At 73.9% G+C, this 23,976-nt stretch carries 26 protein-coding genes; 10 read left to right on the top strand and 16 right to left on the bottom strand.

Annotation, left to right across the window (positions count from 1 at the left end; genetic code table 11):
* Positions 1-2 precede the first annotated feature (2 nt).
* The 3 genes from K8Z49_RS43875 to K8Z49_RS43865 form a co-directional block, all read right to left on the bottom strand.
* Positions 3-356 carry a helix-turn-helix domain-containing protein gene (locus tag K8Z49_RS43875; protein WP_021598264.1) on the bottom strand — a complete coding sequence of 118 codons (354 nt, stop codon included), beginning with the start codon at positions 354-356 and terminating at the stop codon, positions 3-5.
* A 111-nt stretch (positions 357-467) separates the two neighbouring features.
* Complete coding sequence (locus K8Z49_RS43870) at positions 468-1,763, bottom strand: CinA family nicotinamide mononucleotide deamidase-related protein (protein WP_111833020.1); 1,296 nt, start codon at positions 1,761-1,763, stop codon at positions 468-470.
* Between the two features lie 233 nt (positions 1,764-1,996).
* Positions 1,997-2,509, bottom strand: a complete 513-nt coding sequence (locus K8Z49_RS43865) for a DUF1990 family protein (RefSeq protein WP_412516914.1) — start codon at positions 2,507-2,509, stop codon at positions 1,997-1,999.
* Between the two features lie 88 nt (positions 2,510-2,597).
* On the opposite strand from K8Z49_RS43865, the gene K8Z49_RS43860 reads away from it, so the two are divergent.
* From K8Z49_RS43860 to K8Z49_RS43850, 3 genes are read left to right on the top strand one after another with little or no spacing between them, the layout of a single operon-like run.
* A complete protein-coding gene (locus tag K8Z49_RS43860) occupies positions 2,598-3,401 on the top strand; it encodes an MOSC domain-containing protein (protein WP_111833022.1) in 804 nt (267 codons plus the stop codon).
* A gap of 21 nt (positions 3,402-3,422) precedes the next feature.
* Positions 3,423-3,746, top strand: coding sequence for a hypothetical protein (locus K8Z49_RS43855; RefSeq protein WP_412516913.1), 324 nt, complete (start codon positions 3,423-3,425; stop codon positions 3,744-3,746).
* Positions 3,743-4,165: an acyl-CoA thioesterase gene (locus K8Z49_RS43850; RefSeq protein ID WP_021598259.1), complete on the top strand. Its 423-nt coding sequence runs from the start codon at positions 3,743-3,745 to the stop codon at positions 4,163-4,165. Before K8Z49_RS43855 ends, K8Z49_RS43850 begins: the two co-directional genes overlap by 4 nt.
* Before the next feature lie 18 nt (positions 4,166-4,183).
* Here the strand turns inward: K8Z49_RS43850 and K8Z49_RS43845 are convergent, their stop codons facing one another.
* From K8Z49_RS43845 to K8Z49_RS43810, 8 genes are all read right to left on the bottom strand, one after another.
* Positions 4,184-4,777: a CDP-alcohol phosphatidyltransferase family protein gene (locus tag K8Z49_RS43845; protein ID WP_021598258.1), complete on the bottom strand. Its 594-nt coding sequence runs from the start codon at positions 4,775-4,777 to the stop codon at positions 4,184-4,186.
* Positions 4,774-6,198 carry a 30S ribosomal protein S12 methylthiotransferase RimO gene (gene rimO, locus K8Z49_RS43840; protein ID WP_024934633.1) on the bottom strand — a complete coding sequence of 475 codons (1,425 nt, stop codon included), beginning with the start codon at positions 6,196-6,198 and terminating at the stop codon, positions 4,774-4,776. Before rimO ends, K8Z49_RS43845 begins: the two co-directional genes overlap by 4 nt.
* Before the next feature lie 60 nt (positions 6,199-6,258).
* On the bottom strand, positions 6,259-7,008 hold the full coding sequence (locus K8Z49_RS43835; protein ID WP_024934634.1) for a helix-turn-helix domain-containing protein: 750 nt from the start codon (positions 7,006-7,008) through the stop codon (positions 6,259-6,261).
* A gap of 146 nt (positions 7,009-7,154) precedes the next feature.
* Positions 7,155-9,773: a DNA translocase FtsK 4TM domain-containing protein gene (locus K8Z49_RS43830; protein ID WP_412516912.1), complete on the bottom strand. Its 2,619-nt coding sequence runs from the start codon at positions 9,771-9,773 to the stop codon at positions 7,155-7,157.
* A gap of 102 nt (positions 9,774-9,875) precedes the next feature.
* Entirely contained in the window at positions 9,876-11,561 is a 1,686-nt protein-coding gene (locus K8Z49_RS43825; RefSeq protein ID WP_021598438.1) for a ribonuclease J, read from the bottom strand.
* Entirely contained in the window at positions 11,558-12,496 is a 939-nt protein-coding gene (gene dapA / locus K8Z49_RS43820; RefSeq protein WP_075019692.1) for a 4-hydroxy-tetrahydrodipicolinate synthase, read from the bottom strand. The genes K8Z49_RS43825 and dapA overlap by 4 nt, the downstream gene beginning before the upstream one ends.
* A gap of 156 nt (positions 12,497-12,652) precedes the next feature.
* Positions 12,653-12,874: a hypothetical protein gene (locus tag K8Z49_RS43815; protein ID WP_021598440.1), complete on the bottom strand. Its 222-nt coding sequence runs from the start codon at positions 12,872-12,874 to the stop codon at positions 12,653-12,655.
* Between the two features lie 140 nt (positions 12,875-13,014).
* On the bottom strand, positions 13,015-14,061 hold the full coding sequence (locus K8Z49_RS43810) for a hypothetical protein (RefSeq protein WP_021598441.1): 1,047 nt from the start codon (positions 14,059-14,061) through the stop codon (positions 13,015-13,017).
* 241 nt (positions 14,062-14,302) lie between these two features.
* Here K8Z49_RS43810 and K8Z49_RS43805 point away from each other — a divergent pair, with 241 nt between their 5' ends.
* Positions 14,303-14,479, top strand: coding sequence for a hypothetical protein (locus K8Z49_RS43805; RefSeq protein WP_021598442.1), 177 nt, complete (start codon positions 14,303-14,305; stop codon positions 14,477-14,479).
* On the opposite strand, the gene K8Z49_RS43800 is transcribed toward K8Z49_RS43805, so the two are convergent.
* Positions 14,448-15,422, bottom strand: coding sequence for a DMT family transporter (locus K8Z49_RS43800; RefSeq protein ID WP_412516911.1), 975 nt, complete (start codon positions 15,420-15,422; stop codon positions 14,448-14,450). The genes K8Z49_RS43805 and K8Z49_RS43800 overlap by 32 nt on opposite strands.
* On the opposite strand from K8Z49_RS43800, the gene K8Z49_RS43795 reads away from it, so the two are divergent.
* Positions 15,421-16,815, top strand: a complete 1,395-nt coding sequence (locus tag K8Z49_RS43795; protein ID WP_024934637.1) for a PLP-dependent aminotransferase family protein — start codon at positions 15,421-15,423, stop codon at positions 16,813-16,815. The two genes, K8Z49_RS43800 and K8Z49_RS43795, sit on opposite strands and share 2 nt — an antisense overlap.
* Here K8Z49_RS43795 and K8Z49_RS43790 read toward each other — a convergent pair.
* Entirely contained in the window at positions 16,810-17,163 is a 354-nt protein-coding gene (locus K8Z49_RS43790; RefSeq protein ID WP_412516910.1) for a VOC family protein, read from the bottom strand. The two genes, K8Z49_RS43795 and K8Z49_RS43790, sit on opposite strands and share 6 nt — an antisense overlap.
* Complete coding sequence (locus K8Z49_RS43785; protein ID WP_024934639.1) at positions 17,160-17,423, bottom strand: hypothetical protein; 264 nt, start codon at positions 17,421-17,423, stop codon at positions 17,160-17,162. The genes K8Z49_RS43790 and K8Z49_RS43785 overlap by 4 nt, the downstream gene beginning before the upstream one ends.
* Before the next feature lie 124 nt (positions 17,424-17,547).
* Between K8Z49_RS43785 and K8Z49_RS43780 the strand changes: the two genes are divergently transcribed.
* The 4 genes from K8Z49_RS43780 to K8Z49_RS43765 all read left to right on the top strand — a co-directional run bounded on the left by K8Z49_RS43780 (position 17,548) and on the right by K8Z49_RS43765 (position 21,309).
* Positions 17,548-18,102: a CGNR zinc finger domain-containing protein gene (locus tag K8Z49_RS43780; protein WP_412516909.1), complete on the top strand. Its 555-nt coding sequence runs from the start codon at positions 17,548-17,550 to the stop codon at positions 18,100-18,102.
* A gap of 70 nt (positions 18,103-18,172) precedes the next feature.
* A complete protein-coding gene (locus K8Z49_RS43775) occupies positions 18,173-18,715 on the top strand; it encodes a GNAT family N-acetyltransferase (RefSeq protein WP_021599407.1) in 543 nt (180 codons plus the stop codon).
* A gap of 45 nt (positions 18,716-18,760) precedes the next feature.
* Positions 18,761-20,440 carry an MFS transporter gene (locus K8Z49_RS43770; protein ID WP_412516908.1) on the top strand — a complete coding sequence of 560 codons (1,680 nt, stop codon included), beginning with the start codon at positions 18,761-18,763 and terminating at the stop codon, positions 20,438-20,440.
* A 2-nt stretch (positions 20,441-20,442) separates the two neighbouring features.
* On the top strand, positions 20,443-21,309 hold the full coding sequence (locus K8Z49_RS43765) for a 1,4-dihydroxy-2-naphthoate polyprenyltransferase (protein ID WP_412521284.1): 867 nt from the start codon (positions 20,443-20,445) through the stop codon (positions 21,307-21,309).
* Here the strand turns inward: K8Z49_RS43765 and K8Z49_RS43760 are convergent.
* Together K8Z49_RS43760 and K8Z49_RS43755 are read right to left on the bottom strand one after the other, a co-directional pair.
* Complete coding sequence (locus K8Z49_RS43760; RefSeq protein WP_081842389.1) at positions 21,273-22,313, bottom strand: DUF3995 domain-containing protein; 1,041 nt, start codon at positions 22,311-22,313, stop codon at positions 21,273-21,275. The genes K8Z49_RS43765 and K8Z49_RS43760 overlap by 37 nt on opposite strands.
* Before the next feature lie 80 nt (positions 22,314-22,393).
* Positions 22,394-23,068, bottom strand: a complete 675-nt coding sequence (locus K8Z49_RS43755; RefSeq protein WP_021599411.1) for a uracil-DNA glycosylase — start codon at positions 23,066-23,068, stop codon at positions 22,394-22,396.
* A 112-nt stretch (positions 23,069-23,180) separates the two neighbouring features.
* On the opposite strand from K8Z49_RS43755, the gene modA reads away from it, so the two are divergent.
* Positions 23,181-23,960 carry a molybdate ABC transporter substrate-binding protein gene (gene modA, locus K8Z49_RS43750; protein WP_021599412.1) on the top strand — a complete coding sequence of 260 codons (780 nt, stop codon included), beginning with the start codon at positions 23,181-23,183 and terminating at the stop codon, positions 23,958-23,960.
* Positions 23,961-23,976: the final 16 nt, after the last annotated feature.

Genomic DNA, 23,976 nt, shown 5'->3' with positions numbered 1-23,976 from the left:
GATCAGGCCGCGACCATGTCGCCGCGGAACTCGCCGGTGATCTCCTCGGGGGTCTCGGGGATCCGCTCGGCGGGGATCCGCTCGTGCTCCGGCGCGCCCGCCATGACGGGCTCGTGCTGCAGCTCGGCCAAGGCGAGCTGATCCGCGACGTCCCTCAGCACGTGCGACAGCGGGACGCCCAGGGCCTTGCAGATCGAGGACAGCAGCTCCGAAGAAGCCTCTTTCTGCCCCCGTTCCACCTCGGACAGGTAGCCGAGCGACACCCGCGCGGCCGCGGACACCTCACGGAGGGTGCGTCCCTGGCGCAGCCGCAGCTGCCGCAGTACGTCACCGAGCAGCTGGCGAAGCAGGACCATCGTCTCGCTCCCTCCCTCAGTTCGGACCATCTGCCGGTTCCACCGTACCCGGCTTGACGGTGGCCATGGCAGACCGTTGATTTCGTGTTCGCTCGGAACGTAACGCTGTAATCAGCCCGGATCTTCCCGATCCACCCGACCTTCGCCGTTCCCGTCCTCCGCGTCAAGCCCCAGCAGGCGACGTCTCAGCAGTTCAAGAGCGTGTACGACCGTCATCCGGCGCACGACCCCGCGGGTCTCCGGTCCGTTCCCGGGCACGGGCAGCCGCGGCCCGACGACCGTGCGCGATTCTTGCGGACCGGCCAGTCCGATGTAGACCGTTCCCACCGGATGCCCGTCCTGCGGGTCGGGGCCGGCGACACCGGTGACCGCGAGCCCGTACGTCGTCCCGAGGGCGTCCCGGACGCCCGCGGCCATCGCGGCGGCCACGTCCGGGTGGACGGCCCCGTGCGCGGCGAGCAGCTCGCCGGGAACGCCCAGCAGCCGCCGCTTCACATCGGTGGCGTAGGCGACGACGCCCCCGCCGTAGGTGGCCGACGACCCCGGCGTGCGGGTCAGCTCCGCGCCGATGAGCCCGCCGGTCAGCGACTCCGCCGCCGCCACGGTCTCGCCCCGCCCGGCGAGCAGCCGGTGCACGACCAGCGCGAGCGACTCGTCCTCGACCCCGTACACGGCCGGGCCGAGCAGCTCCCGGACGCGCGTCTCCACGCCCGCCAGGCGCCCCGCGGCGTCCGCCCCCGCCACGGTGATGCGGACCTTCACCTCGGCGGGGTCGGGCAGGTAGGCGAGCTTCACCCCGTCCATCGCCTCGACCTCGGCGAGCCGGGTCGCGACCACCGACTCCCACAGCCGGGCGGTGCGCAGGGTGCGGCGCGCCACCGCGGGCAGCCCGGCGATCTCCGCCAGCTCCGGCAGCACGACCTCGTCCATGATGGTGCGCATCTCGAACGGGACGCCGGGCAGCGCGTACACGGTCCCGCCGGGCAGCTCGACCCGCAGGCCCGGCGCCGAGCCGGCGGAGTTGGCCAGCACCCGGGCGCCCTCGGGGACGTCCGCCATGCGCAGCGCCATCGGCTGCAGCTCGCGGCCGGCCCTGGCGACCCGCTCGCGCAGCCGCCGCTCCAGGGCCGCGTCCCGGACGAGCGCGACACCGGCGGCCTTGGCCAGCGCGTCCCGGGTCACGTCGTCGTAGGTGGGGCCGAGACCGCCCGTGGTGATGACCGCGTCGGCGCGCTCCAGGGCGGAGGTGACGGCCGCGACGATGACGTCCGTCTCGTCGCCGACGACGACGCTGCGGGTGACGTCGGCGCCGTGGTCGGTGAGCCGGCGGCCGAGCCAGGCCGCGTTGCCGTTGACCGTGTCGCCGAGGAGCAGCTCGTCCCCGACGGTGAGCAGTTCGACCCGCATCGCGTCCCCCTGTCCGCCGTCCGCACGCCGCAGGGCCTCGAATCTACCGGTGCGGATTCGCGCTGGAAGCCCGACATGAGGCTGATGGTCCGGTAACGGTGTGAGTCAAAACTCACTCCGCGGGTGCGTCCTCGCGGCCGGGCGGAGGGGATAATCGTTACCGCAGCACCCGCGAATACGGGGCCGCGGGATCACGACCGGGGTGGGCGTGTTCCCGCGGCCCGCTCGCGTGCTCAAGAGCGCGACAGCCCGCGCAGCACCGCGCCGCACCGGCGGGCGTAGGCCCGCTGGAACGCCCGCCCGAACGGGCCCGCCAGCCGCGCCGCCGCCGTCGCCGGACGGCTGAACGCGGTGACCGTCAGCCACACGTCGCCCTCCTCGTCCAGGTGCACGACGAACGACTCCTCGCCCGACTGCGGGTGGCCCGGAAGCGTCCCGTACGCCCATCCGACGTAGCGCTCCTCCTCGCGCGTCCACACGATCCGGCAGGGCGCCCGCAACCGGAGCGGCCCGGCGCCCAGGCCCACCACGACGCTCACGCCGGGGGCGGCGCGCGGAGCCGACGCCTCCACCCGGGCGGGGAGCGCGCGGTGCATCCAGAACTCCATGACCGCGTCCGCCGCGTTCCGGAACGCCGCCGGACCCCGGCCGACGAGCATCCGGTGCCGCAGATGCCGGTACCCGGCCGGGCGCTCCGCGTCGCGCGTCGCCCCTACCTCGGCATACGTGAAGTCCTGTCCCGCCATCCCCGCCCGTCCTCCAAGCTGACGAATCGGTGTCAAGTATCGCCCGTTTCTCTGGCCGCCCGGAGGATCGGTCCGTAACGTCCGTCGCATGAGAGCCGTCGTCGCCGGGCTGAACGTCTTCCCGATCAAAAGTGCCGGGGCCGTCGCGCTCACCGCGGCCGCCCTGACCCCGAACGGGCTGCGCCACGACCGGGAGTTCATGCTCGTCCGCCCGGACGGGCGCCACCTGTCGCAGCGGGAGGCCCCCGAGCTCGCCCTGGTCCGCCCGGACTTCGACGGTGTGAAGCTCACCGTCCGGACACCGCTCGCGCCCGCGCCGCTGGTGTGCGAGGTGTCCGGCGGGCCCGCCGTCGACGTGACCGTGCACCACCGCCCGTGCCAGGGCATCGACCAGGGCGACGAGGCCGCCGCATGGTTCTCCGGCGCCCTCGGACTCCCCTGCCGCCTCGTCCGCTTCACCGGGACGCGTCCCACCGCGCTCGGCGGCGGGACCCTGGCCTACGCCGACGGCTACCCGGTCTCGGTGCTGTCGGCCGAGTCGCTGGACGACCTGAACCGGCGGATGGGCGGCCGGCTCCCGATGGCCCGCTTCCGGCCCAACATCGTCCTGCGCGGCCTCGGCCCGTACGGCGAGGACGCCGTCACCGGGCTGCGCGGCGACGAGGCGGAGATCGAGCTCGTCCGGCCCTGCGGGCGCTGCGTCATCATCAACACCGACCAGGAGACGGCCCGCCGGTCTCCGGAGCCGCTGCGCGCCCTGGCCGGCTACCGCACCGAGCGCTTCGGCGGCGCCCGGCAGGTCGTGTTCGGCCGGCTCGGCATCCCCCGCGCGCTCGGCGCCCTGCACGTGGGCGAGGAGCTGACCGCCTCCTCATCGCTTGGCGATCGCTAGCGATCGGTCTACGATGGGCGGGTGGACGAACCGATCGACCGCGCCCGGCTGCAGGCGGGCCTGCGGCTCATCGCACGCGGCCTGGAGGAGATCGCCGGCGCCCTGGACGGCCCCGACGAGCCCGGGGAGCTGGAGCGCATGGCCCGCGTCATGCGCGAGTGGGGGCCCGGCGGCCTCCGCAAGGACGAGGCGTCCGCGCTGTTCAAGCGGCACGGCTTCGCGCCGCAGACGACCGGCGGCTGGACGCGCGGCGACTGGGTCGAGATAGGCGGCGACGGCCTGCGCTACCTCACGGCCAAGTCCCGCGAATGGCTCGCCGGATATGAGGAGGAGGAGAACCCGTGACGCCTTCCTTCACGGTGCGGGTCACCGTGCGCGCCTACGAGCTGGACACCCAGGGACACCTCAACAGCGCCGTCTACCACCAGTACGGCGACCACGCCCGCTGGGAGTGCCTGCGCGCGGCCGGCATCTCCGTGGACGAGCTGATCGCGACCGGTGTCGGGCCCGTCACCCTGGAGAACACCATCCGCTACCACCGGGAACTGCGCGCGGGCGACGAGGTCGACATCACGTGCACGTTCCACTGGGGCGAGGGCAAGACGTTCCGCATGCGGCAGGAACTGCGGAAGGCGGACGGGTCCCTGGCCGCCGAGATCAGCAGCCTCGGCGGACTGCTCGACCTGGAGAGGCGGCGGCTCGTCCCCGATCCCGGGTCCCACTGGCGCGCGCTGGCCGACGCACCGGCGCTGCTCGGGCTCTGAGCGCCTCTCGGCGCCCTCTCAGGAGGTCTCGGAACCTGTGCGGCGCAGGCGCCAGGCCTGGACGACGTAGTCGATGCCCGTCGCCACGGTGACGACGAGGGCGGCGCCCATCGTGACCCAGCGCAGGTAGTCCAGCGGGCCCGGCAGGATGTAGAAGCCGATCGCGACGACCTGCAGCATCGTCTTCAGCTTGCCGCCCTTGCTGGCCGGGATCACCCCGCGCCGGATGACGGCGAACCGCATCACCGTGATGCCGATCTCCCGGACCATGATGGCGGCGGTCACCCACCACCACAGCTCCCCCATCACCGACAGGCTGACCAGCGCCGCGCCGGTGAGCGCCTTGTCCGCGATCGGGTCGGCGATCTTGCCGAAGTCGGTGACCAGGCCGCGGGCCCGCGCGATGTCGCCGTCGATCTTGTCGGTGATCGAGGCGACGGCGAACACCGCGAACGCGGCGAGCCGCCAGCCGGTGCCGTCCAGGAAGAACAGCCACACGAACACCGGCACCAGCGCGATCCGGGCGAGCGTCAGCGCGTTGGCGATGTTCCACACGCCCGCCTGCGGCGGTTCCGGGGAACCCGCGACCGGATCCGGGGTGCCGGCGATCATGAGACGTCCGCGATGAGGTCCACGCCGTCGCTGCCCGTGACCCGGGCGGCCACGATCTCGCCGAGGGCGAGCCCCGCGCCGCGGACGAGGACCGTCCCGTCCACCTCGGGCGCCTGGTGCTCGGCGCGGCCTTCGAAGGCGCCGTCCTCCGCCCCGTCCTCCAGCTTGTCCTCCAGCAGGACGCGCACCGGCGAGCCGACGCGGTCCTCGGCGCGCTGCGCCGTCAGCTCCTCGGCCAGCGCGGACAGCTCCTCGACCCGGGCGGCGACCTCGGCGGGGTCGAGCTTGCCGTCCAGGTTCGCGGCCTCCGTGCCCTCCTCGTCGGAGTAGCCGAACACGCCGACGGCGTCGAGGCGGGCCGCCGTGAGGAACTCCGCCAGCTCCTCGAAGTCGTCCTCGGTCTCGCCGGGGAACCCGACGATGAAGTTGGAGCGGACGCCCGCCTCCGGCGCCAGCGCGCGGATCTGGTCGAGCAGCCCGAGGAACCGCTCCCGGTCCCCGAACCTGCGCATGGACCGCAGCACCGGCCCGCTCGCGTGCTGGAAGGACATGTCGAAGTACCGGGCGACGCCGGGCGTGCCGCAGATCGCCTCGATGAGCCCCGGCCGCGTCTCCGCCGGCTGCAGGTAGCTGACCCGCACGCGCTCGATCCCGTCCACCGCGGCGAGGCCGGGCAGCAGCTTCTCCAGCGCGCGCAGGTCGCCCAGGTCCTTGCCGTACGACGTGGAGTTCTCGCTGACGAGCACCAGCTCGCGGGCGCCGTGCCCGGCGAGCCAGCGCGCCTCCTCCAGCACCTCCTCCGGCGGGCGCGACACGTACGCGCCGCGGAACGCCGGGATCGCGCAGAACGTGCAGCGCCGGTCGCAGCCGGACGCCAGCTTCAACGGCGCGACCGGGCCGCCGCCGAGGCGCCGCCGCAGCACGCGCGGGCCGGACGCGGGGGCCATCCCGTCCGGCAGGTCGGCCGGCCCGCCGTGCCCCGGGATCGCGACGCCGGCGGAGGACCGCTCGACCGGGCTGATGGGCAGCAGGGTCCGCCGGTCGCGCGGCGTGTGCGCGGCGTGCGCGCGTCCCGCCATGACGTCGTCCAGCCGCTCGCCGATCGCGGTGTAGTCGTCGAAGCCGAGCACCGCGTCTGCCTCGGGCAGCGCCTCGGCCAGCTCCCTGCCGTAGCGCTCGGCCATGCAGCCGGCCGCCACGACCTTGGCGCCGGAGTCGTGCGCGGCCAGCAGCGTGTCGATGGAGTCCTTCTTGGCGGCCTCGATGAACCCGCAGGTGTTGACGACCACCACGTCGGCGCCGTCCGCGCCGTCGGCCACGTCCCAGCCCGCGTCCTCGATGCGCGCGGCGAGCTCCTCGGAATCGACCTCGTTGCGGGCGCAGCCGAGCGTGATGAGCGAGACCTTGCGGCGAGTCGACATGCCCCTAAGGTAATGGGCGCGCACGTCCGGACGGGTCGGCGGGGCCGAGGTCCGGGCGGCCTACGCGGGCTCGGGGTCGTCGCGGTCGAAGGTGAGCCGCTGCACGCCCTCGCCCTCGCCGGGCGAGCCCAGGTGCTTGCCGTTGACGGTCAGGTCGACGCTGCCCCCGACGCCGATCACCATCCGCACCTTCTTCTTGGCGCTGAAGTCCTTCTGGTCGCCCTCGCGCAGCATCCCGCTGAACAGCGTCTCGCCCTTGTCGCCGCGGACGTTCAGCCACGTCGTCCGCTTGGCCTCGACGCTCACCTCGACCTTGGTGCGCGGCGCCTGCGCGACCGGGCCGTCGTTGCGCGCGGACGGGGTGGGCGACGGCTTGGGCGCCGCCGGGGTCCCGGCGACCTGCTGCGCGGTGCGGTGCTCACCGCCGCCGCCGCTGCCGACCACCTGGATCACGCCGTAGATCACCACGAGGGCGAGCGCGAGCGCCATCGCGGCGCTCCAGTTCGGCGCGCGGCGCTCGCGGAACGCGACGGGCTGCTCCGGCTCGAACGCCGACACCGCCGAGACGGGCTGCGGGGCGCCACCGTGCGCGGCGTCGAACTCGGCGACGAGCGGTTCCGGATCGATGCCGATGACCCGCGAGATGCTGCGGATGTGTCCGCGGGCGTAGAAGTTGCCGCCGCACGCCGAGAAGTCGTCGGCCTCCATGCCGCGGATGACGGTCTCGCGTATCCGCGTCTGGAGACTCACCTGTGTCACCGAGAGACCGGCCCGCTGACGTTGCTCCGCCAAGGTCTCACCGATGCTCACGCCGGGCCTCCTTTGAGGGCGCTCGTGGCCGACTCCGCATGATTGCGGCACCAGTCTAGAAACGGCAATGCCCGCTGGGCGACAGCCAACACGTTCGAAACAGGGCAAGATTTCGCATCATTCCGCAATGCCCCGGCGCCCCGCGCTCAGCCGCCGCCGCGCAACTCCGCGAGGACGCCCGGGAGATCGTCCGGCTTGGCCAGCACGTCCCGCGCCTTGGAGCCCTCGCTCGGCCCGACGATGTCGCGGCTCTCCATCAGGTCCATCAGCCGTCCGGCCTTGGCGAACCCGACGCGGAGCTTGCGCTGCAGCATCGACGTCGACCCGAACTGGGTGGACACGACCAGCTCGATCGCCTGGACGAGCAGGTCCATGTCGTCGCCGATCTCCTCGTCGATCTCCTTCTTCGGCACGCCGGACGCGCCGACGTCCTCCCGGTACCTCGCCTCCATCTGCCCCTTGCAGTGGTCGACGATCCCGTGGATCTCCTTCTCCGCGACGTAGGCGTTCTGGATGCGCATCGGCTTGCTCGCGCCCATCGGCAGGAACAGCGCGTCGCCCTGGCCGACGAGCTTCTCCGCGCCCGGCTGGTCGAGGATGACGCGGCTGTCGGACAGCGAGGAGGTCGCGAACGCCAGCCGGGACGGGACGTTGGCCTTGATGAGCCCGGTGACGACGTCCACCGACGGGCGCTGCGTGGCGAGCACGAGGTGGATGCCGGCGGCGCGGGCGAGCTGGGTGATGCGGACGACGGAGTCCTCCACGTCGCGCGGCGCGACCATCATCAGGTCGGCCAGCTCGTCCACGATGACCAGCATGTACGGGTACGGCGTGTAGACGCGCTCGCTGCCGGGCGGGGCGGTGAGCTTGCCCGCCTTCACCGCCTTGTTGAAGTCGTCGATGTGCCGGTACCCGGACGCGGCGAGGTCGTCGTAGCGGCGGTCCATCTCGCCGACGACCCATTCGAGGGCCTCCGCGGCCTTCTTCGGGTTGGTGATGATCGGGGTGATGAGGTGGGGGATCCCCTGGTACATCGTCAGCTCGACCCGCTTGGGGTCGACGAGGATCATCCGCACCTCGTCCGGCGTGGCGCGCATCAGGACCGAGGTGATGAGCCCGTTGATGCACGTCGACTTGCCGGCCCCGGTCGCGCCCGCGATGAGGATGTGCGGCATCTTCGCCAGGTTGGCGACGACCGTGCGCCCCTCGACGTCCTTGCCGAGGCCGACGATCATCGGGTGGTGCTCGTTCGTCGCGGCGGGCGAGCGCAGCACGTCGCCGAGGCTGACGATGTCCTTGTCGGTGTTCGGGATCTCCACGCCGATCGCCGACTTGCCGGGGATCGGGGAGATGATGCGCACGTCGGCGCTCTTCACCGCGTAGGCGATGTTCTTCGTCAGCGCGGTGACCTTCTCGACCTTCACCGCGGGGCCGAGCTCGATCTCGTACCGGGTGATCGTCGGGCCGCGGGTGAACCCGGTGACCTGCGCGTCGATGTCGAACTGCTCCAGCACGCCGGAGAGCGCGTTCACCACCGTGTCGTTGGCCTTCGTGCGCGGCTTGGACACGCTGCCGGGACGCAGCGCCGACGGGTCGGGCAGCATGTAGATCTCGCCGGACGACGACAGCGGCAGCTGCTCGGACCGGCGCGGCGCCGGGGTCGGGTCGGGCACCTCGGCCGGCTCCGGGGCGTCCGGCGCGTCCGGCATCGACGCGCCGGCCACGTGCTCGTCCGCCGGCTCGTCGTCGCCGGGCGGGGCGGGCGGCGGGACCTCGGCGCCGCCGAACGGGTCGGGCTCGAACAGCTCGTCGGCGAGGTCGCGCCTCGGCCGGTCCGCCTTGTTCGGGACGTCCTCCAGGAGGGGGGTGTCGTAGGGCCGGGAGTGCTCGCCGACCTCCAGCTCGCCCTCGCCCTCCTCGGCCTTCTTCCTGCGGCGCCGCTTCTTCGGCGCCTCGCCGTCCTCGCTCTCGCCGGCGGCCGGGCGCTCGGGGCGGTTCTGCAGCGTCGCCATCGCCCACAGGTCGGTGACCCGCTCGGGGACCTTCGCGATCGGCGTCGCGGTCACCACCAGCAGCCCGAACCCCGACAGCAGGAGCAGCAGCGGGACGGCCACCCATCCGCTCAGCGCCGCCTCCAGGGGGGCCGACACCAGCCAGCCGACGACGCCGCCCGCCTCGCGGACGCCGTCCATGTCCTTCGCGGGGGACGGGACGCCGGCGGCGATGTGCAGGACGCCGAGCACGCCGACGCCGAGCGCGGTGATGCCGATGACGATGCGGCCGGTGTCCTCGTGGTGCTCGGGATGCCGCAGCGTCCGCCAGGCCAGCAGCGCCAGCAGGACGGGCAGCGCCATCGCCATGATGCCGAGGCCGCCGCGCACCACCTTCTCCAGCGCGATCGTGACGACGCCGTCCGGGCGGAACCAGGTCACCGAGGCCAGCACGATCGAGGAGCCGAGCAGCGCCAGCCCGAGGCCGTCGCGGCGGTGCTCGGGGTCGAGGTTGCGGGCGCCGTGCCCGTAGGCGCGGAAGACGGACCCGACCGCGACCGCCGCGAGCAGGTACAGCCTGAACAGGAGCTTGAAGAACCCGAGCACCGCCATGGGGATCGGGTCGGGCTTCGCCGGGGGACGCCCCCGGCCCGAGCCGCGGCCGCCCTTAGCGGTGCCGCTCGGTCGCTTCCGGGGGGACGAACCTGCGGCCTTGCGAGCCGTGCCCCCCGCACGCGAGGAGGTTTTCGCGCCCCCGGACGCACGTGTGGCCATGGTTATGAGAGTAACCAAGGACCTCAGCGGTTCCAGGGATGGCGGACGGGCGTGTTGGGAACGGACGGCCGCGGGAGCCCGCGGCCGTCCGGCCCCTGGCGCTCAGACCTCCACGACGACCGGGACGATCATCGGGCGGCGGCGGTAGTTGTCGCTCACCCACTTGCCGACCGTGCGCCGGATGAGCTGGCCGATCTGGTGCACGTCGTTCACGCCGTCGCCGGCGGCGTCCCGCAGCACCTCCTCGATCCGCGCGATGACCTCGTCGAAGTCCTCGTTCACGATGCCGGCGCCGCGGGCGTGCACCTCGGGCCCGGCGACGAGCTTGCCGGACGTGGAGTCGATCCCGACGACGATGGAGACGAACCCCTCCTCGCCGAGGATGCGCCGGTCCTTCAGCGAGGTCTCGGTGACCTCGCCGACCGAGAGGCCGTCGACGTACACGTACCCGGCCGGGACGGCGCCGACGATGCTCGCGCGGCCGTCCACGAGGTCGACGACGACGCCGTCCTCGGCGATGACGACGCCCTCCTCCGGCACGCCGGTGAGCGCCGCGAGCTTGGCGTGCGCGCGCAGGTGCCGCCACTCGCCGTGGATCGGCATGAAGTTCGCCGGCTTGGTCACGTTGAGCACGTACAGCAGCTCGCCCGCGGACGCGTGCCCGGACACGTGCACCAGCGCGTTGCCCTTGTGGACGACGCGGGCGCCCCACCGGGTGAGCCCGTTGATGACGCGGTTGACCGCGTTCTCGTTGCCGGGGATCAGCGACGACGCCAGCATCACGGTGTCGCGGTCGGTGATGCGGATCGAGTGGTCGCGGTTCGCCATCCGCGACAGCGCGGACATCGGCTCGCCCTGCGAGCCGGTGCACACCAGCACCAGCCGGTCGCCGGGGATGTCGTCGATCTCCTTCTGGTCGACCATGACGCCCTCGGGGACGCTCAGGTACCCGAGCTCGCGCGCGACGCCCATGTTGCGGACCATCGACCGGCCGACGAAGCAGACCTTGCGGCCGTTGGCGACGGCGGCGTCCAGGACCTGCTGGACGCGGTGGATGTGCGAGGCGAAGCAGGCGACGATGAGCCGCTCCCGCGCGGTGCGGAAGACCTCGTCCACGACCGGCCCGATGTTGCGCTCGCTGGTGACGAAGCCGGGCACCTCGGCGTTGGTGGAGTCGGCCATCAGCAGGTCGATGCCGTCGGCGCCGAGCCGGGCGAACCCGGGCAGGTCGGTGAGCCGGCCGTCCAGCGGGAGCTGGTCCATCTTGAAGTCGCCGGTGTGCAGGACGAGGCCGGCGGACGTGCGGATGGCGACGGCGAGCGCGTCCGGGATCGAGTGGTTGACGGCGAGGAACTCGCAGCCGAACGGCCCGAAGGTGCGGCGCTCGCCCTCCACGACCACGTCGGTGACGGGTTTGATCCGGTGCTCGGTGAGCTTGGCCTCCAGCAGCGCCAGCGTGAGCCGGGAGCCGACGAGGGGAATGTCGCGGCGCTCGCGCAGCAGGTACGGGACGGCGCCGATGTGGTCCTCGTGGCCGTGCGTGAGGATGACGGCCTCGATGTCGTCCAGGCGGTCCCTGATGTACTCGAAGTCGGGCAGGATCAGGTCGATTCCGGGCTGCTCGGTCTCGGGGAACAGCACGCCGCAGTCGACGACGAGCAGGCGACCGCCGTACTCGAACACCGTCATGTTGCGGCCGATCTCCCCGAGCCCGCCCAGGGGGACGATGCGCAGGCCGCCCTCGGGCGGTGCGGGCGGGTCCGAGAGCTCCGGGTGAGGATGACTCACCGGGCGACCTCCGGGATGACTGCCTCGGGCACTTTGACTCCCCCAATCGTGAGGTCTTCGCGCAGGCGCGCCGCGAACTCCGGCGGGGCCTCCAGCAGCGGCGCGCGGAGCGGGCCGCCGCCGGGAAGGCCGAGCAGGTTCAGCGCTGCCTTGACGGCGATGGCGCCCTGCGTACGGGTCATGATGGCGGTGACCACGGGCAGCAGGCGCCGGTGGATCTCCAGCGCCCGCCCGTGCTCACCGGCGCGGTATGCGTCGATCATCTCATGGAGCTCGACGCCGACGACATGGCCGACCACGCTGACGAACCCCGCGGCGCCCACCGACAGCCAGGGCAGGTTGAGGTTGTCGTCGCCGGAGTACCAGACGAGGTCGGTCCGCGCCATCACCCGGGACGCGCCGAACAGGTCGCCCTTGGCGTCCTTGACGGCGATGATCCGCGGGTGCTCGGCGAGCTGCACGAGCGTGTCGTTCTGGATCGGCACCCCGGCGCGCCCCGGGATGTCGTACAGCATGCAGGGCAGGCCGGTGGCGTCGGCCACCGCCGTGAAGTGCCGGACGAGGCCCTCCTGCGGGGGCTTGTTGTAGTAGGGGGTGACGACGAGCAGCCCGTGCGCGCCGGCGGCCTCGGCCTGCCGCGCGAGTTTCAGGGTGTGCTCGGTGTGGTTCGTGCCGGCACCGGCGACGATCACCGCGCGGTCGCCGACCGCGTCGATGACGGCGCGCAGAAGCGTGCTCTTCTCTTCGTCGCTCGTCGTGGGCGACTCGCCCGTCGTCCCGTTGACGACGAGGCCGTCGTGGCGCCGCTCGTCGACCAGGTGGGTCGCGAGGCGCGCGGCGCCGTCGTAGTCGACGCCGCCGTCCGGCAGGAACGGAGTGACCATGGCGGTCAGCATCCGTCCGAACGGAGCGTCAGTCGTTGTGCTGGGTGCCATGCAACGAACGGTACCGTTCCGGCCGATCGTCTTGGACCCGCAGGTGGAAGCCGACCTACCCCAATATGGGAGGAAGCCGCCGCCACACGCTCGGGGGTACGCGTGGCGGCGGCTCCCACATCCGACATCGTGGCACGCAAATGCCTCGTTACGGGGTCAGTCCGGCCACTTCCCGGACTCGGTTGGATAACGTGACCCCACGGTCATCTGGTGCAGCCGGACCCGGAGCTCCTCGACGTCGGGGGTGCGCACGAGATCGTTGCCGCGGACGGCCCACCAGAGGCCGGACCCGCCCCGTCCGATCCGCCAGCCGGCGAACTCGGCTGCCAGCTCGCCGATCCTGTCGGCGTCGTGCCGCGCGGACTGCTGAACGCCCATCGGCCTCGTCCCCACTTCCTTTGCCATCCGCAGGTCGAATCCTGACCGTCCGCACCGAGCCTTACCCCCCGGCATCCCGGACTATCCACCCCTTTTTACCTGGGCATACGGAAGAAACGAAACGTAACCGGGCGGGTTTCTCAGCCGCCAAGACTTTCTGTCGTCCGGGGCAGCCAGGTGGCGCGGTAACGGGCCCATTCGGCCGGGTTCGTGGTCCACTCCGCGTACACGCCGACGCCGTACGGCCGCTTCGGCGGCCGCTTCAGGTCGTCGATCCCGCGGCGGACGCCACGCAGCGCGACGGAGAGGTCCTCCGACCACTCCATGAGAGGGCGGTAGGTGGGGACGCCCATGAAGACGGTCGTCCGGTCGCCGATGAGCTCCAGCGTCGCGCGGGTGTTCCGGGCGAAGTGCCATCCGGCGAGCGCGCGCGTCGGCAGCGACACGTCGTACGTCATGATCGCCACCTGGTCGGCCCGGTCGGCGACGGCGCGCAGGAAGTCCCGCGTCGGACGCGGCGGGTAGTGGAACGACGTCCCGCCGCGCGGCAGGAGCGCCTTGTAGACGGGCTGCGCGGCGTCCACGAGCGTCAGTTGCTCCAGTGCCACCGACAGCAGCGCGCCCTTGCGCCCGGTCAGCTCGCGGGTCCGGTCCATGAGCGTCAGGAACGCGCGGTCGTCGGGGTAGATGGGCTCGAAGTCGTAGTGGATGCCGTCGAAACCGAGATCGAGGAAGATCGCGTCGGTCCGGAGGACCCGCTCCCGGACGGCCGGGTCGTCGAGGTCGATGACGCCCTTGCCGTCCACCCTCCGGATCTGCCCCAGGTACGCCTGCGCGCGGACGCCCGGCGCGTACTCGCGCATGGCCTCGATGAGCCGCCGCGCGTGCCGGTACTTGGCGGCGGGGACCGACCCGTCCGGCTCGAACGGGCCGGTGTGGAAGAACACGTCGGTGATGCGGTGCCGCCTCAGCGACTCCCCGAGCGCGCGGTACTCGGCGTCCGTGTGCGGCTCTCCCACCCACTGGTGCCGGGCCCACAGCGCGTTGGCCTCCGTGCCGCGCGCCTCGGGCTCCTGCTGCCACCACACCCAGGCCCCGGCGAGCACGAGCGCGGCCAGGCCGAGCCCGTAGGCCGCCGCCCACCCCGTCCAGCGCAGAAGCCGCCAGACCCACCCGATTCTCCTCATCGCGCAATGATCCCGGATCATCCACGCACCTCGAACGCCCTACGCCAGGATTCCCCCTCGCCGCTCCCACACCACCGCCACGAAATGATCATGGTTGGGCCGAGGCCGCGCGCCGCGCGGGACGGCCGGGCGCGGCGGGGGAACCCTGTGGAGACGAGGCGGCTCGGCAGTGTCGGCCCCCGTGGTCTCGATGGGGAGCCGCCCCGGTCCTTACGTCCAGGTGGATGGAGGTCGAGCCGGCATGCGAGTCCCACCGAGCCAGGGCGAGCCGCGCCCCCTGATCAGCACCCGAACGCTCGTGATCGTCCTCGTGGCGGTCGGCGCCGCCGTACTCACCGCCGCGGCCCCGCGGTTCGCCGTCCCCATCGGCGTGGGCGTGGCCGTCATCACGCTCCTCGCCCAGATCGTGAAGGACTGAGGAGCGCCCGCTCCGCCGGGTCCCGCGGGGCCCGGCGGACGCGGGTGCGCTGGGTGAGGGCGACGCACACCAGCACGGCGACGGCCGCGAGCACGGTCGTGGCGTCGACCACCTCGGCGAGCAGGATCCCCGACCACGCCAGCGTCAGCACCGGCTGCGCGAGCTGGACCTGGCTGGCGCGGGCGATCCCGGCCCGCGCCAGCCCCTCGTACCAGGCGAAGAAGCCGAGGTAGGCGGAGAAGGCGGCGACGTAGCCGAAGCCGAGGACGGCGTGCCCGGTCCAGGCGGGACGGGTGGTGGCGAGCAGCCACGCGGTCACCGGGACGGTGACGGGCGCGGCGAGCACGAGCGCCCAGGAGATGACGCGCCAGCCCGGCATGTCGCGGGCCAGCCGGGCCCCTTCGGTGTACCCGGCCGCGGCGGCGAGGAGCGCGCCGAACAGCAGCAGATCGGCGGCCGTGACGCGGCCGGCGCCGCGGACCAGGGCGAAGCCGGTGACGCAGGCCGTGCCGGCCGCGCTCGCGAGCCAGAACGCGCCGGAGGGCCGCTCCCCCGCGCGCAGCACGCCGCAGACGGCGGTGGCGGCGGGCAGCAGCCCGACGACGACCGCGGAGCGGGCGGACGAGGCGCCGTGGTCGAGGGCGAGCGTGGACAGCACCGGGAACCCGAAGATCACGCCGGCCACGACCACCGCGAGGCCCGCCCACTGGCCGCGGCGCGGACGGCGCGCGCGGACCGCCAGCAGCGCGGCGGCGGCGAGGACGGCCGCGGCGGCGGAGCGGCCGACGCCGATCAGGTACGGGTCGAGCCCGTCGAGCCCGAAGACCGTGGCGGGCAGCGTGAAGGAGTAGATCAGGACGCCCAGCCCGGCGAGCCACAGGCCGGGGCCGAAGGCGGGATCCGCTACCGGCGCGGGGACAGTAGCGCTATCTTGGTTCCTCATGAAAGACGATAGCAGTGTGATGGCGCTGGCCGGAACGCTGCGCGCCGGCGTCCTGCGGATGAGCCCCGGGGAGCGGCTCCCGTCGAGCCGCGCGCTCGTCGAGCGGCACCGGGTCAGCCCGGTGACGGTGTCCCGGGCGCTGGGCGTGCTGGCCGCCGAGGGCCTGGTGGTGACGCGTCCGGGCAGCGGCACGTTCGCCGCGGAGCGCAAGGAGACCGTCCCGGAGCCGGCCGACCTCGGCTGGCAGGCGGTGACGCTCGGGGACCGGTCCGTCGATCCGTCCGGGGTGTCGTGGCTGCTCACCCCGGCCCCCGAGGGCGTGGCCGCGCTCAGCGGCGGCTACCTGCATCCCTCGCTCCAGCCGGTGCGGGCGCTGGCCGCGGCGGGGGCGCGGGCGGCCCGGCGGCCGGACGCGTGGGAGATGCCGCCGCTCGGCGGGGTACCGGAGCTGCGCGCCTGGTTCGCCCGCACCGTCGGCGGCGGCGTCACCCCCGCCGACGTGGTGATCACCAGCGGCGGGCAGCAGTCGCTGACGACCGTCCTGCGGGCGCTGCTCCCGCCGGGCGCGCCCTTGCTGGTCGAGTCGCCGACCTACCTCGGCGTCCTCGCGGTGGCGCGGGCCGGCGGGCTGCACCCGGTGCCGGTCCCGGTGGACGCACACGGCGTCCGCCCCGACCTGCTCGCCGAGGCGTTCGCGATGACCGGGGCGCGCGTCCTCTACACGCAGCCCGCCTTCCAGAACCCGACCGGCGCCGTGCTGGACGCGCAGCGGCGCGAGCGGGTGCTGGACGTGGCGCGCGCCGCCGGCGCGTTCGTGGTCGAGGACGACTTCGCGCGCCACCTCGGCATCGACGCGGACCCGCCGCCGCCGCTGATCGCCGCGGACGGCGAGGGCCGGGTCGTGCACATCGCGTCCCTGACCAAGGCGACCGCGCCCAGCCTGCGGGTGGCCGCGGTGGCGGCCCGGGGCCCGGTCGCCGAGCGGGTCCGCGCCACCCAGCTCGTCGAGGAGTTCTTCCCGGCGCGGCCGCTGCAGGAGACGCTGCTGGAACTGGTCAGCTCGCCGGGCTGGCCGCGGCACCTGCGCGCCGTCCGGACCGCCCTGCGGTCGCGCCGCGACGCGCTGCTCGCCGCGCTCGCGCGCGACCTGCCGGAGCTGCGCGTGAACCGCCCGGCGGGCGGCCTCCACCTGTGGGCCCGGCTGCCGGACGGCGCGGACGACGCCGCCCTGGCGGAGGCCGCCCTGCGCGCCGGCGTCCTGGTCAGCGCGGGACGGCCCTTCTTCCCCGCCGAGGCCCCGGCCCCGTACCTGCGGATCGGGTACGCGACCGCGGCCTCGGAGGCGGAGCTGGCGGAGGGCGTCCGCCGCCTCGCCGCCGTCCTGCGGTCATGAGGCGGTGCAGAAGCAGAACTCGTTGCCCTCGGGGTCGCGCCACACCTGGAAGGGGGATGCCGGGTCGCCCATGAGGCCGGCGGCGGGGGTCGCGCCGAGGCGGGCCGCCCGCTCGCCTGCCGCGCGGACGTCGGGGACGTCCAGGTCCAGGTGCAGCCGGTTCTTGGCCTTCTTGCCCTCGGGAACGCGCTGGAAGGACAGGACGGGGCCGCCCGTCCCCAGCGGCTCCAGGTCGAGCCAGTCGGCGTTCACCGCCGACGTCCTCATGCCGAGCAGACCGCCCCAAAAGGCCGCCATCGCGTCCAGGTCGGCGCAGTCGATCACGATGTTGCCCACCCTCGGGGTCATCGCGCACCTCCGGCGAGACGGACCGCGCCCGCGGAGCGCGCCGCGGCACGCGCGCAGTACGGGGCCGGCCGGTGGCGGCGCGGCAGCGGCAGGCCGCCGACCAGGGCGCGGAAGCGGGCACGCCGCTCGCCGGCCTTCACCTCCGCCCGGGCGCGGGCGGCCAGCCTCGCCTCCACGATGTCGGCGTGGAGGCGCGCGTACTCGCGCTCCGCCCAGGCGTGCCGCGTCGCGAGCGCCCCCAGGTACGGCAGCTCGTTCATGTCGTCCTCCCGTTCATTGACACCATCAAAAGCTTAATGCCGGTGTCGTCGTCGCGCAACCGGTGAAACATTTATGGCGGTGTCGCCGGTTGGTAGGGTTGAGGAGGACAAGGCAGGAGGGGTGATGGCCGACACCCGCGAGAACGAGGACCCCGCGCTGCTGCTGACCGGCTTCGTCAACACGCTCGACGTCGAGTCCGCCGCGGACGCGCTCGCGACGCCCGGCGACCTGGCCGGGTGGCTCGCCGGGCGCGGTCTCGTCCCGGACGGGACGCGGGCCGGCGACGCCGACCTGCGCACCGCGCTCACGCTCCGCGAGGGCCTGCGCGAGGCCATGTCCGCCAACCACGGGCCGCGGGAGGTCGACCTCCCCGGCGACCTGGACGACGCCCTGGCCGCCCTGCCGCTGCGGATCGAGCTGACCGGCCCGCGCCCCGTCCTGCTGCCGCTCGACCCGCCCGGCACGGCCGCCGCGGGGCTCGCCCGGATCGCCGCCGCGATCATGGACGCGGTGTCCGCTGGAACCTGGCCCCGGCTGAAGGTCTGCCAGGAGGGCACCTGCCGCTGGGCGTTCGTGGACACGTCCAAGAACCGGTCGCGCGCGTGGTGCTCGATGAGCACCTGCGGGAACCGCACCAAGACGCGCGCCTACCGGGCCCGGCGGCGCACCCCCGCCTGACCGGCGCTCGCTAGGGTTGACCGGGTCTCCGGATGAAGGCCGGGGCTCCGGAGAGAGGACGTGGGACGGCATGGCGGATGTGGGGGTGCGGCCCGCGCGGCGTGCGGACGCCGCCGCCGTCGCAGACATCCAAGTGCGGGCGTGGCGGCACGGGTACCGCGACCTGCTGCCGGCGGGCGTCCTCGACGAGGTGACCGGCGACGCCGCCGTGGAGCGGTGGCGGGAGAAGTGGGCGGAGGCCGCCACGGCGCCGCCGAGCCCCCGGCACCGGCTGCTGGTCGCGGTGGCGTCCGACCTGGTCGTCGGCTTCGCCGCGCACGGGCCGGCCGAGGACCCCGACACCCGCCCGGACGACACCGCCGAGCTGATCGGGCTGCTCGTCGACCCGCTGCACGCCCGCGCCGGGCACGGCAGCCGGCTCCTCGCTGCCACCGTCGACCTGCTCCGCGAGGACGGCTTCGCCACCCTGATCTCCTGGGTGTTCGAGGGCGACGAGGTCACGCGGTCGTTCCTCGGCTCCGCCGGATGGGCGCCCGACGGCACCGCCCGCACGCTCGACATGGGCGAGCCCGTCCGGCAGATCCGGCTGCACACCGACATCGGCGTCCGGTGAGGGGTCGGTGAGCCGCACCGGCGCCCCGGCCATATCTTTGACGTCGTGCCCGAGTCCACCTCCCTGACCCCGCCGCGCGCCCCGGCGCCGGCGCCCGCCGTCCGGCACCGCCGGCTCGGCGTCGCCGTCATGAGCCTCGGCGTCTCGCTGGTCGTCGTGGACGCCACGATCGTCGGGGTGCTGCTCCCCCGGATCATCGGCGACCTGGGCCTGATGACGACGGACGCCGAATGGGTCACCTCGGTGTACTCGCTGGTGTTCGCCGCGCTGCTCATCCCGTTCGGGCGGGCCGGCGACCTGTTCGGGCGGCGCCGGATGTTCGTGCTCGGGGTGGCGGTGTTCTCGGTGGCGAGCATCGCCGCGGCGGTCGCCGGGACCGGGTCGGCGCTGCTCGGCGCGCGGGCCCTGCAGGGCGTGGGCGCCTCGATGATCATGCCGGCCACGCTGTCCACGGTGAACGCGGTGTTCACCGGGCGGGACCGGGCCGTCGCGTTCGGCATCTGGGGCTCCATGATCAGCGGGATGGCCGCGCTCGGACCGCTGCTCGGCGGGGCGCTGGCCACCGGCGGCGGCTGGCGGTGGGCCTTCGCCGTCAACCTGCCGCTCGGCGCCGTGCTGATCGCCGGGGCGCTGCGGTTCATGCCGGAGACCCGCCGGCCGGGGCCGGGGAGCGCGCGCCGCGAGATCGACTGGCCGGGCGGCCTGCTGTCCGCGCTCGGGCTCGGCGCGCTGGTGTGCGGGATCATCGAGGGCCAGACCTACGGCTGGTGGACCGCGACCCGCCCGTTCTCCATGGCCGGGCTCGACTGGCCGGAGGGCGGCCTGTCGCCGGTCCCGGTCGTGCTGGCGCTCGGCGCCGCGCTGATCGCGGCGCTGATCCTGGTGGAGCGGTCCCGCGCGGCGGCCGGACGCCCGGTGATGCTCGACCTCGACCTGTTCCGGATCCCGAACTTCCGGCGCGGGAACCTGGCCTCGGCCCTGATCAACGTCGGCGAGCTCGGCCTGCTGTTCGTCCTGCCGCTGTTCCTGCTCGGCGTGCACGGCACGAACCCGCTCCAGATCAGCCTGGCGATCCTGCCGCTCGCCCTCGGCGCGTTCCTGTCCGGCGGATGCGCGGGCCGGCTCGCGAACCGGCACGGCGCCCACCGGGTCGTGCAGATCGGCATGGTGCTGGAGGTCGCCGCGGTCACCGCCCTCGGCGTCACGGTGTCGGCGACGACCGGCTGGCCGGGCCTCGCGCCCTGGATGCTGCTGTACGGGCTCGGGCTCGGCCTGACGTCGGCGCAGCTGACGAACGTGTCGCTGGCGGACGTCCCGCCGGACCGGTCCGGGCAGGCGTCCGGGACGCAGTCCACGGCCCGGCAGGTCGGCGCGGCGCTCGGCATCGCCGCCATCGGGACGGTGTTCGCGACGAGCCTCGGGCACGCGATGGCCGACCGGCTGTCCGGCTCGGCGCTGCCGCCCGAGCAGCGCGCCGCCATCGCGCACGGCCTGCGGGAGAGCGCCGGGACCTACGGACGTGATCTGCACGACACCCCGGGCCTCGCCGCCGAGGCGCGCGCCGCCGACGCCAGCCTCGCCGCCGCGACCAGGCACGCCGCGCTGACCACCGCGGCGATCCTCGCGCTCGGGCTCGGCCTGTCGCTGCGGCTGCGCCCGAGTGGTGATCTTCATCGGGAAGAATCGGACCGCCAGCCCCCTGTCGTCCCACAGAACAAGCGGTGATCGTGGCCACGCTCTCCCAATGGGTCGCCGGCTCCCGGCCCCGGACCCTGCCCGCCTCCCTCGTTCCCGTCGTCGTCGGCACCGGCGTCGCCGCCGGCGAGGGCGACCCCGTCTGGTGGCGCGCCGTCCTCGCCGCGGTCGTCGCCCTCGTGCTGCAGATCGGGGTGAACTACTCCAACGACTACAGCGACGGCGTCCGCGGCACCGACGAGGACCGCGTCGGCCCGCTCCGGCTCGTCGGGTCGAAGGTCGCGCCGCCGAAGCAGGTCCTCGCCGCCGCCCTCGGCTGCTTCCTCGCCGCCGCCGTGGCCGGGCTCGTCCTCGCCGCGGTGACCACCTGGTGGCTGCTGCTCGCCGGCGCGTGCGCGATCCTGGCCGCCTGGTTCTACACCGGCGGCAAGACCCCGTACGGCTACCGCGCGCTCGGCGAGGTCTCGGTCTTCGTCTTCTTCGGCCTGGTCGCCGTCGTCGGGACGGTCTACGTCCAGGTCGAGGCGCTGCCGTGGGAGGCGTGGGCGGCGGCGGTGCCGATCGGGCTGCTGGCGTGCGGGCTGCTGGTGGCCAACAACCTGCGCGACATCCCCACCGACCGCGAGTCGGGCAAGCGGACCCTCGCCGTCCTCCTCGGCGACCGCTGGACCCGGATCCTGTACGCGGCCTGCACCGCGCTGCCGTTCATGATCGTCCTGGCGCTGGGGGCGGTGCGCCCGTGGGCGCTGATCGCGCTGCTCGCGGCGCCGCTGTCGCTGCCGCCGACGCAGAAGGTGCTGAACGGCGCGGCCGGCCCCGCCCTGATCCCCGTCCTGGGCGAGACCGGCCGGCTCCAGATCGCCTACGGCGTGCTGCTGGCGGTCGGCCTGGCGCTCTGACCCCCGGCGGCGTCGCTCCCGGGGCCGTGGCTCTCGGCGAGCAGGACGGCGCCGGTGAGTCCCATGATGAGCCCGCCGAGCACCCCCGCCAGGGCGGTCAGGCCCGCCGCGGTGCTGAAGTCCGGCGCCAGGGCGTCCGGCCGGCCGATCATCACCAGCAGCCCGTAGAGGGACCCGGTGAACGTGGCGGCGGATCCCACCCAGGCGGCGGACAGCGGCACGGCCAGCGGCCCCGGCCCGCCCGCACGCCGGACGATCAGCACGAGCGCGGCCGCACCGGCGATCGCCAGCACACCCCACACGCCGTCGGCCAGTTGCTGCGGCACGTTCCGGTCGTCGAGCGCGTCGTCGTGGAGGCCCGCCGTCCCGCCGAACGCCCAGTACAGGTGCGCGGCGGCGAAGGCGGACACCGGGACGGCCGCAACCCGTGCCAAGAGCATCTGCAGCGACGAGGTCGCGCCCTTGGGAAGGTTCCTCGCCCGTGTCGCGAAGACCCACGGCCACCGGTCCCGCGCGTACAGGACGAACGCCGTCAGCAGCCCGAGCCCCTGCACGGTGAACCCCCCGTAGACGATGCCGTACACCCAGCTCTGGAGCCCGTTGGCGTCTCCGGTCACCGGTTGAGAGGAGAACAGCGTCTGCAGGAGCGTCCCCAGCGGGACGGCGAGGACGATCGGCGCGAGCAGCCCGGCCGCGACCCAGATCGGCGCCAGCACCAGCCAGCCCGGCAGGCGCCGCCCCCAGGGGAAGGTGAACGCCATCGCGACCAGCACGGCCACCGCGTCCATCCCCATGGTGATCGCGTTGCCCGCGTAGAGCGCGGTGTCCTCGGCGGCGGACGCGTCGTTCCACCCGACCGTGCTGCCGGACAGCCACGCGATCTTTATGGTGAGGTAGGGGACGCACGCGGCGATCGTCGCCGCGCAGACGGCCAGGCGGAGGCGGCCGGGACCCCCGCGCGCGGCGCGCGGCCGCACCGGCAGCGGATGAGCTGAAACGGTCATGCTCCGAGGATCCGCCGGAGCGCCCGTCCCGCGCCTCCCGCCGCCGGGTGACGCGCGTCCCCCGCGCGGGTGAACCCCCGCTAGCCCCAGCTGATCTCGGGCAGGCCGGCGTCGACGAGGGCCTTGTTGACGGCGCTGAACGGGCGCGTCCCGAAGAACTTCTTCGCGCTGAGCGGGCTCGGGTGCGCCGACTCGATCACCGTGTGCTGCGGGCCGGTGATCAGGCGGGCCTTCTTGCGCGCGTAGGCGCCCCACAGGACGAACACGACGCGCTCGGTCTTGTCGTTCAGCGCGCGGATCGCGGCGTCGGTGAAGTCCTCCCAGCCCTTGCCGGCGTGCGAGCCCGCCTCGCCGCCGCGCACGGTCAGCACGGCGTTCAGCAGCAGGACGCCCTGGTCGGCCCACCGGGTGAGGTCGCCCGACGCGGCGGCCGGGACACCGAGGTCGGTGCCGAGCTCCTTGTAGATGTTGCGCAGCGACGGAGGCAGCCGCACGCCGTCGCGGACGCTGAAGCTGAGCCCGTGCGCCTGGCCGGGCCCGTGGTAGGGGTCCTGGCCGAGGATCAGCACGCGGGCGCGGTCGAACGGGCAGTGCCGGAACGCGTTGAACAGGTCGTCGCGCGGCGGGTACACGGTCTGCCCGTCGTACTCCCCCGCGACGAACGCGCCCAGCGCGGCGGTGGCGAGCGGGTCGAGCAGCGGGTCGAGCCGCTCCCGCCAGTCGCCGGGCAGCAGTTCCATCAGGTCGAGGGACATCGTCGAGCCTCCGAGGACGTGATCTCCAATTGCCCGAAACACTAGTGCGGGCCACTGACACGCCATGCCGAATCCGGGGAGCGCGGGCACTTCGACTCTAGGATGACGCCATATGCCCGATTCCCCCCGTCGGCGGCGCCTCCGCGCGTCCGCGCTGCTCGCCGCCCTCGTCCTGCCCGGCCTCGGCGCGGGCTGCGGCGGCTCGTCCGGGCCGGTGACGCTCACCGTCCTCGCCACCGCGTCCATGACGGAGGTGTTCGGCGAGATCGCGGCGGCCTACCACCAGGACAACCCCGGCGTCCGGCTCCGGCCGGTGTTCGGCGGCGCGCCCGAGCTCGCCGACCGGCTGTCCGAGCACGACCCGGGCGACGTCCTGGTGACGGCGGACGGGGCGAGCATGGACGAGGCCGCCGAGCAGCTCGGCACACCCCGCCGGACCGTCGCCAACGGCGCGCTCACGATCGCCGTCGCGCCCGGCAACCCGCGCCGCGTCCGGGGCCTGCGGGACCTGCGGAGGCCGGGCCTGCGGGTCGTCGTCGGCGCCGGGACGGTCCCGGTGGGCCGCTACACCCGCCAGGTCCTCCGCAAGGCGGGGCTGACCGTGCGGTGGAGCAGCGAGGAGATCGGCGCGCGGGCCGTCCTGGACCGGATCCGCGCGGGCGAGGCCGACGCGGGGATCGTGTTCATCACCGACATGCGCTCGGCCGGCATCGCGGCGAGCAGCGTGCCCATCCCCGCGGACCACAACGTCACCGCCGCCTTCCCCGCCGCCCCGATCCGGGGCGGCGCCCACGAGGAGGACGCGGCGGCGTTCGTGTCGTGGCTGGTCACGCCCGCCGCGCAGAAGCTGTTCAACAAGTACGGCTTCGTCACCCCGGCCGCCCCCCGCTGAGGCGGCCCCGCGGGCG

This window comes from Actinomadura madurae, from assembly GCF_047130825.1.
GTDB lineage: Bacteria > Actinomycetota > Actinomycetes > Streptosporangiales > Streptosporangiaceae > Spirillospora > Spirillospora madurae.
The sequence above is the reverse complement of the archived record's forward strand: the minus strand, read 5'-3'. Positions and strand labels throughout refer to the sequence as shown.